This window comes from Streptomyces sp. NPDC007025 (genome assembly GCF_042869455.1).
In the GTDB taxonomy this organism is placed as follows: Bacteria; Actinomycetota; Actinomycetes; order Streptomycetales; family Streptomycetaceae; genus Streptomyces.
Genome location: NZ_JBIAFT010000009.1, coordinates 111,506 through 124,082 on the forward strand (window position 1 = coordinate 111,506; position 12,577 = coordinate 124,082).

Genomic DNA, 12,577 nt, shown 5'->3' on the forward strand with positions numbered 1-12,577 from the left:
TGGCCCGATCAGAATCAGCCAGGCAGCGAGCGGGAGTGAACACATGGGCGGCGGGCTCGGCGTGCGGTGGAAGGTGCACGGCGACGGTCGGGTCCCGGCGCCCGGCGCGGTGGTACGGCCCGACGAACGGCTCTCCTGGCCGCGGACGGCGGGCCTGGGCGCCCAGCACGTGGTGGCCATGTTCGGCGCCAGCTTCGTGGCACCGGTCCTCATGGGGCTGGACCCGAACCTGGCGATCATGATGTCCGGCCTGGCCACGATGCTCTTCCTGCTGGCCACCCGCGGCCGGGTGCCGAGCTATCTGGGGTGCAGCCTCTCCTTCGTCGGAGTGGCCGCGGCCATCCGCGGCCAGGGCGGCGGCAGCGCCACGGTGACCGGGGCGATCCTGGTGGTCGGGGCCGTGCTGCTGCTCGTCGGACTGGCCGTGCAGAAGTTCGGCGCACAGATCATCCACGCGGTGATGCCGCCCGTGGTGACCGGCGCGGTCGTCATGCTGATCGGCTTCAACCTGGCACCCGTCACCGCCTCGACCTACTGGCCCCAGGACCAGTGGACGGCGCTGCTGACCATGCTGCTGACCGGCCTCGCCGTGGTGTGCCTGCGCGGCTTCTGGTCCCGGATCGCGATCTTCCTCGGGCTGGTCGCCGGCTATCTGATGTCCTGGGCGTTCGACACGCTCTTCGGCCGGATCCACTCGCCGGACGCGAGCGGCAAGACGGTCGACCACTGGCGGCTGGACCTGTCCGGCGTGGGCAGGGCCGACTGGTTCGGGCTGCCGTCCGTGCACGGCCCCGACTTCTCCTGGTCGCCGGTGCTGGTCGCGCTCCCGGTGGTGATCGCGCTGGTGGCCGAGAACGCGGGGCACGTCAAGGCGGTCGGCGAGATGACCGGCGATCCGCTGGACGACAAGCTGGGCACCGCGATCGCCGCGGACGGCGCGGGCAGCGTCCTGTCGACGGCCTTCGGCGGTCCCGCCACGACGACGTACTCGGAGAACATCGGCGTCATGGCCGCGACCCGGGTGTACTCCACGGCCGCGTACTGGGCCGCGGCCTGCTTCGCGCTGCTCTTCGGGCTGTGCCCCAAGTTCGGTGCCGTCGTCGCGGCGATCCCCGGCGGAGTACTGGGCGGCATCACCGTGATCCTCTACGGCATGATCGGTCTGCTCGGGGCGCAGATCTGGATCAACAACGCCGTCGACATGCGCAATCCGCTCAACCTCGTCCCGGTCGCGGCGGGCATCATCATCGGCGTCGGCGGCGTCACCCTGAAGGTCACCGACGACTTCGAACTCGGCGGCATCGCGCTCGGCACCATCGTCGTCCTCACCGGCTACCACGCGCTCAAGGCGCTGGCCCCGCCGCACCTCAAGGCCCAGCAGCCGCTGCTGGACGAGGGCACCAGCGGCTACGACGAGCCGAGCTGACCCGCGCCGGGAGCCGTGGCCCGACCGCCGGTAGCGGTGGCCCGACCGCCGGGGGCCGTCGCCGCGAAGTACCGGACCCGGTGGTCCTGTCCCACCGGCCACATCCCGGCCGCCGCCATCACGTGCTGCGAGGCCGCATTGTCCAGGTCGGCGTCGGCCTCGACCCGGGTGACACCCTGTGACCACGCGTAGGCCAGCAGCGCACGCAACGCCTCGGTGGCATACCCCTTGCCGCGTGCCGAGACGTTGAGGCCGTACCCGACGGTGACGGCGTCCGCCGCGCCGGACACCCGGTTGAGACCGATGCCGCCGATGGCGCAGCCGTCCTCGCGGCGCCGGATCTCGTAGTTGCCGACCGGCCGTCGATCGCCGTCGGCGCCGCACGCCGCCAGCAGGACCCGGGCGCCCCGCACATCCATCGCGTCGGGGTACTCGGGCCCCCACCGGTCCCCGGGCCCGGGCCTGCGCCGCACGACGCGTCCGGCCTCCTGACGTGTCATGGGGTGCAGCACGAGCCGCTCGGTGTGCAGGTCTCTCGCGGTGGCCATGGGCGGAGTATCGCGCCATCCCGTCGGCCGCGCACCTGAGTTGAACGGGGGGCACACGTCCTCCGTCCGGGGGCTGCCGGGGCCGTGCTGCCCGCACCGGGGGCCGGTGGCTGTCAGGCTGCCCGGCATGACCTCCCTCGAGCAGGTGCCGGCGCAGCGCGCGGCGACGGCCGCGCCCATCGCCGATGTGACGGCCCGGATGCGCGAGATCGGCGCCATACTGCCCAGGCAGGACGGGGTGGCGGTGTTCAACCGGGTGTACCTGTCGGTGACCGAGGAGCTCGAACGGCGGCTGGCCGCCGGGCACTTCCGGGACCGGGGCGCCACCGGGGAGCTGGGCAGCCGGTTCGCACAGCGCTTCCTGGACGCGGTGGACGCCGAGGCGGCCGGGCTGCGGATGCCCGCGTGCTGGCGGCCGCTCTTCCGCTTCCGGCGCCATCCCTCCGTCCATCCGCTGCAATTCGCGCTGGCCGGCATCAACGCGCACATCGGCCACGATCTGCCGCTGGCGCTGGTGGACACCTGCCGGGCGCTGCACACCGAGCCCGAGGAACTGGAGGCGGACTTCGAGCGGATCGGCGAACTGCTGACGGGCCTGGAGGAGCGCATCCGGGAGGACCTGATGCCGGGCCCGGACCTGCTGGACGTGGCCGATCCGCTCACCCACCTGGTCGGTTCCTGGAGTCTGGAGCGGGCCCGCGCGGGCGCCTGGGTGTCGTTCCGTGCGCTGTGGGGGCTGCGGAGGTGCGGCGAACTGCTGGCGGAGACGGCCGAGGGGATCGACGCGACCGTCGGCATCGCGGGCCGCTGTCTGCTGACGCCGCTGTGGCACGGCTGACCGTCGAGGCACCGGAACCGCCGGGGGCGGGGCGGCATTGCCCGGCGGGCGCACATCGCGTATGCAGGGACGCTCCGGTACCAGGGTGCCGGAGGTGAACTGCCGGGAACCGGCGGGTAGATGGAGAGCTACGGAGGCGACATGGCACTGCGACTGGGGCTGGGGCTGCCGCAGACCGGCGCGTACGACCTGACGGCCGACGTGACGGAGGTGGCACGGGCGGCCGAGGAACTGGGGTACGACAGCGTCTGGGTGCTGGAGCGGCTCATGCGCCCCGAGGAACCGCTGGACGACATGTACCTGGTACCGGGGATGCGGTGGGCGGACTACTTCCGGTCCGTCGCCGACCCGCTGGTCACCCTGTCACTGGCGGCCGCCGTCACCGAACGGGTGCGGCTGGGCACGGCGGTGCTGGTCGGCCCGCTGCACCAGCCGCTGCTGCTGGCCCGCGCCCTCGCGTCGCTGGACGCGGCCGGCGGCGGCCGGCTCGTCGCGGGACTGGGCACCGGCTGGTCCCGGGACGAGTACGCCGCGGCCGGCGCCGAGCACGCCGCCCGCGGGGCGGCCCTGGACGAACTGCTGGACGTGTGCGCCGCGGTGTGGGGGCCGGATCCGGCCGCCTACGAGGGCCGGCGGACCCGGTTCTCCCCCGCGGCGATCGGCCCCAAGCCCGCCCGCCCGATCCCCGTGCTGCTGGCGGGCGGCACGGACAAGGCGCTGCGCCGCCTGGTGCGGCGGGCCGACGGATGGCTGCCCTCGATGCTCTCGAACGAGCAGATCGCCGCCACCCGGTCGCGGATCGCGGAGCTGGCCGGGGAGGCGGGCCGGGACCCGGCGGAGCTGTCGACCACCGTACGGGCGGCGGTCGAGCTCACCGACCGGCCGGTGGAGGGCAGGCGCCGTCCGCACCACGGCAACGTCGAGCAGATCGTCTCCGACCTGGCCGGCGCGGTGCGGGCGGGCGTCCAGGAAGTCCTGCTGGACACGCAGTTGACGTGCCGCGACGCGCAGGAGCTGATCGGCACCGCCAAGGTGCTGCGGGAGGCGGTGACCGAAGCGGGCCTGTGAGGCGGGACGGGCGCCCCCGGGCTGCGCCGTCCCGCCCCCCGGCCGCCGGTCAGTCCTCCGGGAGCCGCACCGGCTCGATCTCCTCGAACACGTCCCCCGGGCCGGGGTTGGCGGGGTCGGTGGTGCCGCCCAGATGGTGCATGACGCCCCACACGGCGTTGAGCGCGGTCTGCACGGCGCCCTCGGCCCAGCCCGCGGTCCAGGAGATGTCGTCCCCGGCGAGGAAGAGGCCGCGCCGGTCGGCGGGCAGCGTCTCCTGCATGAAATGGGTGAACAGCCGCCGCTGGTAGCGGTAGTGGCCCGGCAGGTTGGCCTTGAACGCGCCGAGGAAGTACGGCTCGTCCTCCCAGGAGACGGTGAGCGGGTTGCCGGTGATGTGCTTGCGGATGTCGACGCCGGGATAGATCTCGCCGAGGGACTTGAGCATCACCTCCATCCGCTCGTTGGCGTCCAGCGGCAGCCACTTGAGGCTGTCGTCGCACCACGTGTACGACAGGCAGATCACGGCCGGCTTGTCGGGGCCGTCGTCCAGCAGGTAGGTGCCGCGCGTCATCCGGTCGGTGAGGGTCATGCTCATCGTGTCCCGGCCGGTCTCCGGGTCCTTGTCGAGCCAGAACGGCCGGTCGACGGGCACGAACAGCTTGGAGGACTCCATGTAGTGGGTGCGCTCCACCGCGGTCCAGTGGTCGATGGGCAGCAGCGCGTCGTCGCAGTCGATCCGGCTCAGCAGCAGCCAGGACTGGGCGGTGAAGACCGCCGCGCGGTAGGTGCGGATGTCCCCGTCCGCGTCGGTGACCGTCACCCGGTTCCCGGCCGTGCGGTGCAGCCTGGTGACGGCGGGGCGGTGCGCCCCGCCGGGGTGCAGGGAGCTGAGGCTGGTGCCCTGGGGCCAGTGGACGAGCTTGTCCGGCTGGTGCTCCCACAGCCGCAGCGGAAGCTGCTGGCAGCCGCCGACGATGCCGCGGTGGTCGTCGTCCGCGCCGGTGTAGACGACACGCAGGATCTCCAGGATGGAGTTGGGGAAGTCGGTGTCCCAGCCCCCGGTGCCGAATCCGACCTGTCCGAAGATCTCCCGGTGCCGGAAGGAGGAGAAGGCCGCGGAGTCGCACAGGAAGCCGTAGAAGGTCTGGTTGTCCAGCGTCTCCACCAGCCGGGACCAGATCTCCCGGATCCGGGGGACGTCACGCTCGCGTATCGCCTGCTGCATCGCGGAGAAGTCGGCGCCCTCCTCCAGGCAGGCGTTCCACGCCTCCATCACCTGGTGGTAGACGGGCGGCAGTTCCTCCAGGGTGCGCGCGTAGTGCGGCTCACCCTTGAGATCGACCACGGTGGAGGGGGTGTCGGGAGCCAGCGGGTTGGGGAACGGCTCGGTCTCCAGGCCCATCAGGTCGATGTAGTGCTGGAACGCGGTCGAGGACGGCGGGAAGCGCATGGCACCCATCTCCGCGCGCAGCGACGGGTCGCCGCCGTCGAACGTCGCCGTACGCAGCCGGCCGCCGAGCTGGTCGGCCTCGTGGACGACCGGCTTGAGCCCCATCCTCATCAGCTCGTACGCCGCCACCAGGCCCGAGAGGCCGCCGCCGATCACCGCGACCTCGGTGCCGTGCTCGGTCGGCGGGACGGCGCCCAGGCCCGTCGGATGCGCGAGGAAGTCGTCGTAGGCGAACGGGAAGTCGGGGCCGAACATGGTCAGCGGGCCCTGGGGCGGCTGCTGTGCGGTGTCGCCCTGCTCGTCGTGGTCGTGGGCGGCGGTGGGCACGGTGGAGGTCATGCGGGGGTCGCTCCTGGGAGTACGGGACGGCTGCGCGGGGCGCGCGGCCGGCCTGGAGGGGTCAGTGCGCGTAGAGCTCGGGGCGGCGGTCGGCCAGGTACGGGTTGCGGTCGCGCGAGGCCCGCAGCACCCCGGGGTCGACGTCGGCGACCAGCAGCGCCGCCGCGTGGCCGTCGGCCCGCACCGGCACGGTGCCGTCGGGCGCGGCCAGACAGCTCAGCCCGGCGAAGTCGAACGCGCCCTCGGGGCCGACGCGGTCGGCGTAGGCGACATAGAGCTGGCTCTCCACCGCACGCGCCGGGACGAGGGTCGTGGCGACGGTGTCGTAGGGCCGCATCAGCGCGGTGGGCACCAGCAGCAGGTCGGTACCCGCCAGGGCGTGGGCGCGGACGGCCTCCGGGAACTCGACGTCGTAGCAGATCAGCAGGCCCAGCCGGAGCCCGTCGAGGTCGGCCTGGACGGGCAGCCGGGTGCCGGGGGTGTAGTGCTCGGCCTCGTAGGGGCCGTACAGGTGCGTCTTGCGGTAGTCGGCGAGTGCCGCGCCGTCCGGGCCGACCAGGCGGACCGCGTTGTGCACGGCGCCGGCCTCGCCCGCCTCGGGGTACCCGTAGACGACGGCGACCCCGTGCTCGCGTGCGATGCGGGAGACGGCCGCCGCGGCGGGACCGTCGGCCCGCTCCGCGACCTCGGCCGGGTCCTCCAGCGCATAGCCGGTGAGCGAGAGTTCCGGCGTGACCAGCAGTCGGGCGCCGCGCGCCGCGGCGTCCCGCGCGGCGGCGTCGAGCGCGGCCGGCCCGCGGGAACCGGGCTGGTCCTGGGTCTGGAGGAGAGCGATACGCACGCATTCGAAGCTACGGGCGCGCCCGGTGCGCCACAAGCAGCGGATCTTGCGGAGGGACCCGCACTCCGTTGCGTGCCTCCGCCTCGGATCGGCGATGTGTTGCGCCGGGTGTCCTGGCTCACAGCCGGGACACCCGGATCACAGCGGAGGCCCGGCCGTGTAGCGCCGGAGCAGCGGGGAGAGCACCAGGACCGACTTCGTCCGCTCGACGAACGGCTCGCCCGCGATCCGTTCCAGCACGGCCTCGAAGTGCCGCATGTCCGCGGCGAAGACCTGCACGAGCGCGTCGGCCTCGCCGGTCACGGTTGAGGCCGCCGCCACCTCGGAGTAGTGGGCCAGCGCCCGGTGGATGTCCTCCGGGGAGGTGCGGGAGCGGCAGTACATCTCGATGAATCCCTCCGTCTGCCAGCCCAGCGCGGACGGATCGACCCGCACCGTGAACCCGGTGATGGCACCCCGCTCACGCAGCCGGTCCACCCGGCGTTTGACGGCGGGAGCCGACAGGCCGACCTCGGCCCCGATGTCGGCGTAGGTACGGCGGGCATCCTCGGCGAGGGCGTGGACGATGCGTTCGTCGAGATCGTTCAGTGGCACGGCGACAGTAGAACACGGCCCGGCGGGCGGTCCGGCGCGGCGGATACGGCGGGCCCGCGCAGCCGCGCCCGGAAGCGCCGACCCTGGTCAGGGCGACCGGTGGCTCCGGGGCGCGCACCGTCGGCGGCGCGGCGGGCGCCTCGGGGCCGCCCCGCGCGGCCCGGCCGGCGCCGGGCGGCGGGACGCTGCCGCGGGCCGGGCACCGGCGCGGACGGGCGGGGTCACCAACTGGCGTGCAGGGGCTTGCCCTCCGCGTAGCCGGCGGCGCTCTGCACGCCGACGACGGCGTTCCCGGCGAACTCCTCCAGCGTCGCCGCGCCCGCGTAGGTGCACGCCGAGCGCAGACCCGCGATGACCGAGTCGATCAGGTCCTCGACACCGGGGCGGGCCGGGTCCAGGAACATCCGGGAGGTCGAGATGCCCTCCTCGAACAGGCCCTTGCGGGCCCGGTCGTAGGCGGACTCCTCGGCGGTCCGGTTGCGCACGGCGCGCGCCGAGGCCATCCCGAAGGACTCCTTGTAGAACCGCCCGTCGGCGGACTGCTGGAGGTCGCCGGGGGACTCGTGGGTGCCGGCGAACCAGGAGCCGATCATCACGTTGGAGGCTCCGGCGGCCAGCGCCATGGCGACGTCGCGGGGGTGCCGTACCCCGCCGTCGGCCCATACGTGCTTGCCGAATCTGCGGGCCTCGGCCGCGCACTCCAGGACGGCCGAGAACTGCGGCCTGCCGACGCCGGTCATCATCCGGGTGGTGCACATGGCGCCGGGGCCGACGCCGACCTTGACGATGTCGGCGCCCGCCTCGACCAGATCGCGCACGCCTTCGGCGGCGACCACGTTGCCGGCCGCGATCGGCACGGTCGGGTCCAGCGCGCGGACCGCCCGCAGCGCCTCGAGCATGCCCTCCTGGTGGCCGTGCGCGGTGTCCACCACCAGGGTGTCGACCCCCGCGGCCAGCAGGGCCCCGGCCCGAGCCGCGACCTCGCCGTTGATGCCGACGGCGGCGGCGATCCGCAGGGCTCCGCCGGAGTCGACGGCGGGGGTGTAGAGCGTGGCGCGCAGTGCGCCCTTGCGGGTGAGGATGCCCACGAGCCGGCCGTCGGAGTCGACGGCGGGCGCGAACTTGCGGTGGGCGGCGTCGAGCCTGTTGAACGCCTCACGCGGGTCGATGTCCGCGTCGAGCACTGTCGGCTCGGCCGTCATGACCTCGGAGAGCTGGGTGAAGCGGTCGACGCCGGTCAGGTCGGACTCGGTGACGACGCCGACGGGCCGGCCGTCGCGGCAGACGACGCCCGCGCCGTGCGCCCGCTTGGGCAGCAGCGAGAGCGCGTCGGCCACCGTCTGGGTGGGCGCGAGGGTGATGGGGGTGTCGAGGACGTGGTGCCGCTGCTTGACCCAGCCGATGACCTCGGTGACGACATCGATCGGGATGTCCTGCGGGATCACCACGAGCCCGCCGCGGCGGGCCACGGTCTCGGCCATCCGGCGCCCGGCGATGGCGGTCATGTTGGCGACCACCAGCGGGATGGTGGTGCCCGTCCCGTCGGGCGAGGAGAGGTCGACGGCCTGCCGGGAGCCGACCGCGGAGCGGTTGGGCACCATGAAGACGTCGTCGTACGTCAGGTCGTACGGGGGCCGCTGATCATTGAGAAAACGCACGTACTTCAGTCTCCCATGTCCGCACACCCATGCGAGGGCGGACGATCCACCGGAGTAGCGGGATCCGACTGGTGGGATCGCACGAGGCCGTGACCGGGAGCGCGGGGGCCGCGTACGGGGAGTGAGCGCATCCGGGGTCCGCGGAGGGCGGCCCGCTCACGACGGGTGCCCGCTGCCGCCGACCCGGTCCGGTACGCCCTCGGCGTCCGGAACCGCCGCCTCGCGGCGCACCGCGTCGGTGCCGGCCGGCTCCCGGCGGGTACGGCGGGCGTCCAGCAGCCGTTTGAGGCCGCGTACGGCCGGTTCGGTCCAGCGGGCCGTCAGCGGGCCGAGGATCACCATGATCATCACATAGGAGGTGGCCAGCGGGGTGATCCGGGAATCCGTGCTCGCGGCGAGCCCCGCGATGACGATGGAGAACTCACCGCGCGCGACCAGCGCCCCGCCGGCCCGCAGCCTGCCCCTGCCGCCCACACCGGCCCGGCCCGCCGCGTACCAGCCGGTGAGCACCTTGGTCACTACGGTGACCGCGGCCAGCGCCAGCGCGGGAAGCAGCACCGGGGGGATCTCGGCGGGTGCGGTGTTGAGCCCGAAGAAGACGAAGAAGACGGCCGCGAACAGGTCGCGCAGCGGGGTGAGCAGACTGCGCGCGTTCTCCGCCGTCTCGCCGGAGAGCGCGATGCCCACCAGGAAGGCGCCGACGGCGGCCGAGACCTGGAGCTTCGCGGCGATCCCGGCGATCAGCAAGGTCAGTCCGAGGACGACGAGCAGCAGCATCTCGGGCGTGTCGGAGCTGACGGCGCGGCTGATGTGACGGCCGAACCGCAGCGCCGCGAAGAGCACGATGCCCACGGTCCCGACCGCGACGATCATCGCGAGGCTGGTCCCGGCCAGGCCGAGCCCGGCCACCAGCGCCGTGAGCAGTGGCAGGTAGAGGGCCATGGACAGGTCCTCGATCACCAGTACGCCCAGGATCACCGGTGTCTCCCGGTTGCCGAGCCTGCCCAGGTCGGTGAGGACCTTGGCGATGACGCCCGAGGAGGAGATCCAGGTGACGCCCGCCAGCGCCACGGCCGCGACCGGCCCCCAGCCCAGCAGCAGGGCGGCCACGGCGCCCGGCACCGCGTTCAGCGCGAAATCCACCAGCCCGGACGGGTACTGCGTCTTCAGACTCGTCACCAGTTCCGAGGCGCTGTACTCCAGCCCCAGCAGCAGCAGGAGCAGGATCACCCCGATCTCCGCGCCGACCTCGATGAACTCCTCGCTGGCGGTCAGCGGGAACAGACCGCCCTGCCCGAACGCCAGGCCGCCCAGCAGATACAGCGGGATCGGGGAGAGGCCGATCCGGCCCGCGAAGCGACCGACCAGTCCCAGGCCCAGGATGACGGCGCCGAGTTCGATCAGCAGGACGGTGGTGTCGTGCACGGAGGGCCTTTCAGTCGTCCGGCGGCTGTCCGTGGTCGGGCGGCTGTCCGGGGCGGCGCACGGCCCGGCGGGACCGGACCGCGCAAGCGGTGCTGCTCAGGTACCGGCGATGATCCGGGTCAGCTCGTCCACACCCTCGCGGGTGCCGACCGCGACCAGGGTGTCGCCCGCCTCCAGCCGGAAGTCGGGGGTCGGCGAGGGCACCGCGCCGGTCCGCCGCAGCACCGCGACGATGGACGCGCCGGTACGGGTCCGCGCCTGCGTCGCACCCAGCGGCTCCCCGCTGTAGGGGGACTGGCCCGACATCGGGATCCGGACGGTGACCAGGTCGATCTCCATCTCGCAGCTCCCCAGCCGCGGGCTCTCCCCCGGGGCGAGGATCTCCGCGAGGGAGGCGGCCTCCTCGTTGTCGAGCTGCACGGTGGCCTGGCAGGCGTCCGGGTCGTCCTCGCGGTAGAAGCCGAGGAACCTGCGGCCGTCCTGGTGGGCCACCACCGAGATGTGCCGGCCGTTCCGGGTGGTGATGTCGTACTGCTTGCCCAGCCCCGGCAGCTTGGTGCTCTTGGTCGTCATGGCTGGCTGCCTTTCGCGAACCTACTGTGAAGCGGCGGTACTGTCCGGGTCCGTGCGTTCCAACGCGGGGCGCGGCCCCGGTTGTTCCTCGTTCAACAGCCAGTCGGCGGCCGCGGTGTCGGTGACCAGGCTGGTGACCAGTCCGGAGCGGAGCACGGCGCCGATGGCCGCGGCCTTGCGGTGCCCCCCGGCGATGGCGACGACCTCCGGGATCCGGCGCAGCCGCTCGGCCTCCACGGTGATGCAGCGCTCCCCCAGATCCCGGCCGATCCGGCGGCCCTGCGAGTCGAAGAGGTGCGCCGACATCTCCGCGGCCACCCCCAGTGACGAGTAGTGGTCCCGCTCCTGCGCGCTGAGCATGTCGTGCACCGTGGAGATCCCCGGCTCCCAGGAGCCGATGGAGACGGCGGCCACGGTGACCTTGTCGAAGTACTCGAAGGCCCGGGCGATACCCGTCTGGTTGCGCAGCGCGGCGGCGGTGGCGCTGTCCGGCAGCAGCATCGGCGCGTAGACCGGGTGCGCCTCTCCGCCGGCCACCTCGGCCGCCCGCCGTACGGCCTCCACCGAGCCGCGGTCGGCCGTACCGGCGTCGTAGACCCCGGTCAGCTGCACGACGGTGCAGGGCGGCAACTGGCGTAGCGCGGTCGCCATGTGGATGGTGGAGCGGCCCCAGGCCAGTCCCAGCACATCGCCGTCGGTGACCAGTTCGCCGAGCAGATCCGCGGCGACCTCGCCGAGGTTCTCCGGATCCGCCGCGTCGTCCACGGCCTCGGTGGGCGACTCGACGACGACCGCATGCCGCAGGCCGAAGCGGGCGCGGAGCGCGTCCGAGCGCTCGGCGTCCAGCTCGGCCGGGACCCGGATCTCGATCCGCACCAGGTCACGTTCGAGCGCGGTCTCCAGGACCCGTGCCACCTTGAAGCGGCTCACCCCGAACTCGTCAGCAATCTGGATCTTGGATTTGCCCTCCAGGTAGAAGCGGCGCGCCATCGCCGCGGCCTGCATGAGTTCGGCGGGTCCCATTCGCGTGGATCGCCCCGACGACACCGCTCTCACCTCACTGTCTTGCTGTGTCCGCGCTGCCGGCGCTCACGCGCCGCGCGTTCATCCTTGCAGATCCCCGGCCCATGGTGACCGTCCTCACTCCCGGCCCTCCCCGGCGGGCCCCGCCGCCGCTGCTGCCTGCCGCCGCAGCGCCCGCACGGCCGCCGCCGGATCCTCGGCCCCGTAGACGGCCGAGCCGGCGACGAACACGTCGGCGCCCGCCTCCGCGCACCGCTCGATGGTGGCGGCCGAGACGCCGCCGTCCACCTGCAGCCACATCTGCAGCCCGTGCTTGTCGATGAGCTGCCGGGTCCGGCGGATCTTCGGCAGCATGATGTCCAGGAACGCCTGCCCGCCGAAGCCCGGCTCCACCGTCATGACCAGCAGCATGTCCAGCTCCGGCAGCAGGTCCTCGTACGGCTCGATCGGAGTGGCCGGCTTCAGCGCCATGGAGGCGCGGGCGCCCTTGGCACGGATCTCGCGGGCCAGCCGCACCGGTGCCGCCGCGGCCTCCGCGTGGAAGGTGACCGAGCCGGCGCCGGCCTCCACATAGGCGGGAGCCCAGCGGTCGGGCTCTTCGATCATCAGATGGCAGTCCAGCGGGATGTCCGTCGCCCGGCCCAGCGACTCGACCACGGGGGTGCCCAGGGTCAGATTGGGCACGAAGTGGTTGTCCATCACATCGACGTGGAGCCAGTCGGCGCCCTCCGCGCCTCCGACCCGCCGTGCCTCCTCGGCGAGGCGGGCGAAGTCTGCCGACAGGATGCTGGGGTTGATCTGAGCCATGACTA

At 73.1% G+C, this 12,577-nt stretch carries 12 protein-coding genes; 3 read left to right on the forward strand and 9 right to left on the reverse strand.

Annotated features, from left to right (window positions below; all coding sequences use genetic code 11):
- The first annotated feature begins 43 nt into the window (after nt 1–43).
- A complete protein-coding gene (locus ACFYMO_RS18845; RefSeq protein ID WP_366771955.1) occupies nt 44–1,426 on the forward strand; it encodes a solute carrier family 23 protein in 1,383 nt (460 codons plus the stop codon).
- Here ACFYMO_RS18845 and ACFYMO_RS18850 read toward each other — a convergent pair.
- Nucleotides 1,408–1,974 carry a GNAT family N-acetyltransferase gene (locus ACFYMO_RS18850; RefSeq protein WP_366771956.1) on the reverse strand — a complete coding sequence of 189 codons (567 nt, stop codon included), beginning with the start codon at nt 1,972–1,974 and terminating at the stop codon, nt 1,408–1,410. The two genes, ACFYMO_RS18845 and ACFYMO_RS18850, sit on opposite strands and share 19 nt — an antisense overlap.
- A 127-nt stretch (nt 1,975–2,101) precedes the next feature.
- Between ACFYMO_RS18850 and ACFYMO_RS18855 the strand changes: the two genes are divergently transcribed.
- Both ACFYMO_RS18855 and ACFYMO_RS18860 read left to right on the forward strand, forming a co-directional pair.
- The gene (locus tag ACFYMO_RS18855; RefSeq protein ID WP_366771957.1) at nt 2,102–2,812 is read left to right on the forward strand and encodes a DUF5995 family protein; all 711 of its coding nucleotides are present in this window, start codon (nt 2,102–2,104) and stop codon (nt 2,810–2,812) included.
- Nucleotides 2,813–2,953: 141 nt separating this feature from the next.
- Entirely contained in the window at nt 2,954–3,880 is a 927-nt protein-coding gene (locus tag ACFYMO_RS18860; protein WP_366771959.1) for a TIGR03619 family F420-dependent LLM class oxidoreductase, read from the forward strand.
- A 49-nt stretch (nt 3,881–3,929) separates the two neighbouring features.
- Here the strand turns inward: ACFYMO_RS18860 and ACFYMO_RS18865 are convergent, their stop codons facing one another.
- The 8 genes from ACFYMO_RS18865 to rpe all read right to left on the reverse strand — a co-directional run bounded on the left by ACFYMO_RS18865 (nt 3,930) and on the right by rpe (nt 12,572).
- Nucleotides 3,930–5,651, reverse strand: coding sequence for an NAD(P)/FAD-dependent oxidoreductase (locus ACFYMO_RS18865; RefSeq protein ID WP_366771960.1), 1,722 nt, complete (start codon nt 5,649–5,651; stop codon nt 3,930–3,932).
- 61 nt (nt 5,652–5,712) lie between these two features.
- The gene (locus ACFYMO_RS18870; protein ID WP_366771961.1) at nt 5,713–6,492 is read right to left on the reverse strand and encodes a carbon-nitrogen hydrolase family protein; all 780 of its coding nucleotides are present in this window, start codon (nt 6,490–6,492) and stop codon (nt 5,713–5,715) included.
- Between the two features lie 138 nt (nt 6,493–6,630).
- A complete protein-coding gene (locus tag ACFYMO_RS18875) occupies nt 6,631–7,086 on the reverse strand; it encodes an Lrp/AsnC family transcriptional regulator (RefSeq protein ID WP_019356172.1) in 456 nt (151 codons plus the stop codon).
- 221 nt (nt 7,087–7,307) lie between these two features.
- Complete coding sequence (locus ACFYMO_RS18880) at nt 7,308–8,744, reverse strand: GuaB1 family IMP dehydrogenase-related protein (RefSeq protein WP_366771962.1); 1,437 nt, start codon at nt 8,742–8,744, stop codon at nt 7,308–7,310.
- A 156-nt stretch (nt 8,745–8,900) separates the two neighbouring features.
- Entirely contained in the window at nt 8,901–10,169 is a 1,269-nt protein-coding gene (locus ACFYMO_RS18885) for a cation:proton antiporter (RefSeq protein WP_388547534.1), read from the reverse strand.
- Between the two features lie 96 nt (nt 10,170–10,265).
- Complete coding sequence (locus ACFYMO_RS18890; protein ID WP_019356169.1) at nt 10,266–10,742, reverse strand: cation:proton antiporter regulatory subunit; 477 nt, start codon at nt 10,740–10,742, stop codon at nt 10,266–10,268.
- A 21-nt stretch (nt 10,743–10,763) separates the two neighbouring features.
- Nucleotides 10,764–11,765 carry a sugar-binding domain-containing protein gene (locus ACFYMO_RS18895; protein ID WP_366771964.1) on the reverse strand — a complete coding sequence of 334 codons (1,002 nt, stop codon included), beginning with the start codon at nt 11,763–11,765 and terminating at the stop codon, nt 10,764–10,766.
- A 117-nt stretch (nt 11,766–11,882) separates the two neighbouring features.
- Complete coding sequence (rpe, locus tag ACFYMO_RS18900; RefSeq protein WP_366771965.1) at nt 11,883–12,572, reverse strand: ribulose-phosphate 3-epimerase; 690 nt, start codon at nt 12,570–12,572, stop codon at nt 11,883–11,885.
- Between the last annotated feature and the right edge of the window lie 5 nt (nt 12,573–12,577).

Excerpts from the sequence above, each read along its gene's own strand:
- ACFYMO_RS18845 (WP_366771955.1), top strand. The coding sequence starts at position 44 with ATGGGCGGCGGGCTCGGCGTGCGGTGGAAGGTGCACGGCGACGGTCGG.
- ACFYMO_RS18850 (WP_366771956.1), bottom strand. The coding sequence starts at position 1,974 with ATGGCCACCGCGAGAGACCTGCACACCGAGCGGCTCGTGCTGCACCCC.
- ACFYMO_RS18855 (WP_366771957.1), top strand. The coding sequence starts at position 2,102 with ATGACCTCCCTCGAGCAGGTGCCGGCGCAGCGCGCGGCGACGGCCGCG.
- ACFYMO_RS18860 (WP_366771959.1), top strand. The coding sequence starts at position 2,954 with ATGGCACTGCGACTGGGGCTGGGGCTGCCGCAGACCGGCGCGTACGAC.
- ACFYMO_RS18865 (WP_366771960.1), bottom strand. The coding sequence starts at position 5,651 with ATGACCTCCACCGTGCCCACCGCCGCCCACGACCACGACGAGCAGGGC.
- ACFYMO_RS18890 (WP_019356169.1), bottom strand. The coding sequence starts at position 10,742 with ATGACGACCAAGAGCACCAAGCTGCCGGGGCTGGGCAAGCAGTACGAC.
- ACFYMO_RS18895 (WP_366771964.1), bottom strand. The coding sequence starts at position 11,765 with ATGGGACCCGCCGAACTCATGCAGGCCGCGGCGATGGCGCGCCGCTTC.
- rpe (WP_366771965.1), bottom strand. The coding sequence starts at position 12,572 with ATGGCTCAGATCAACCCCAGCATCCTGTCGGCAGACTTCGCCCGCCTC.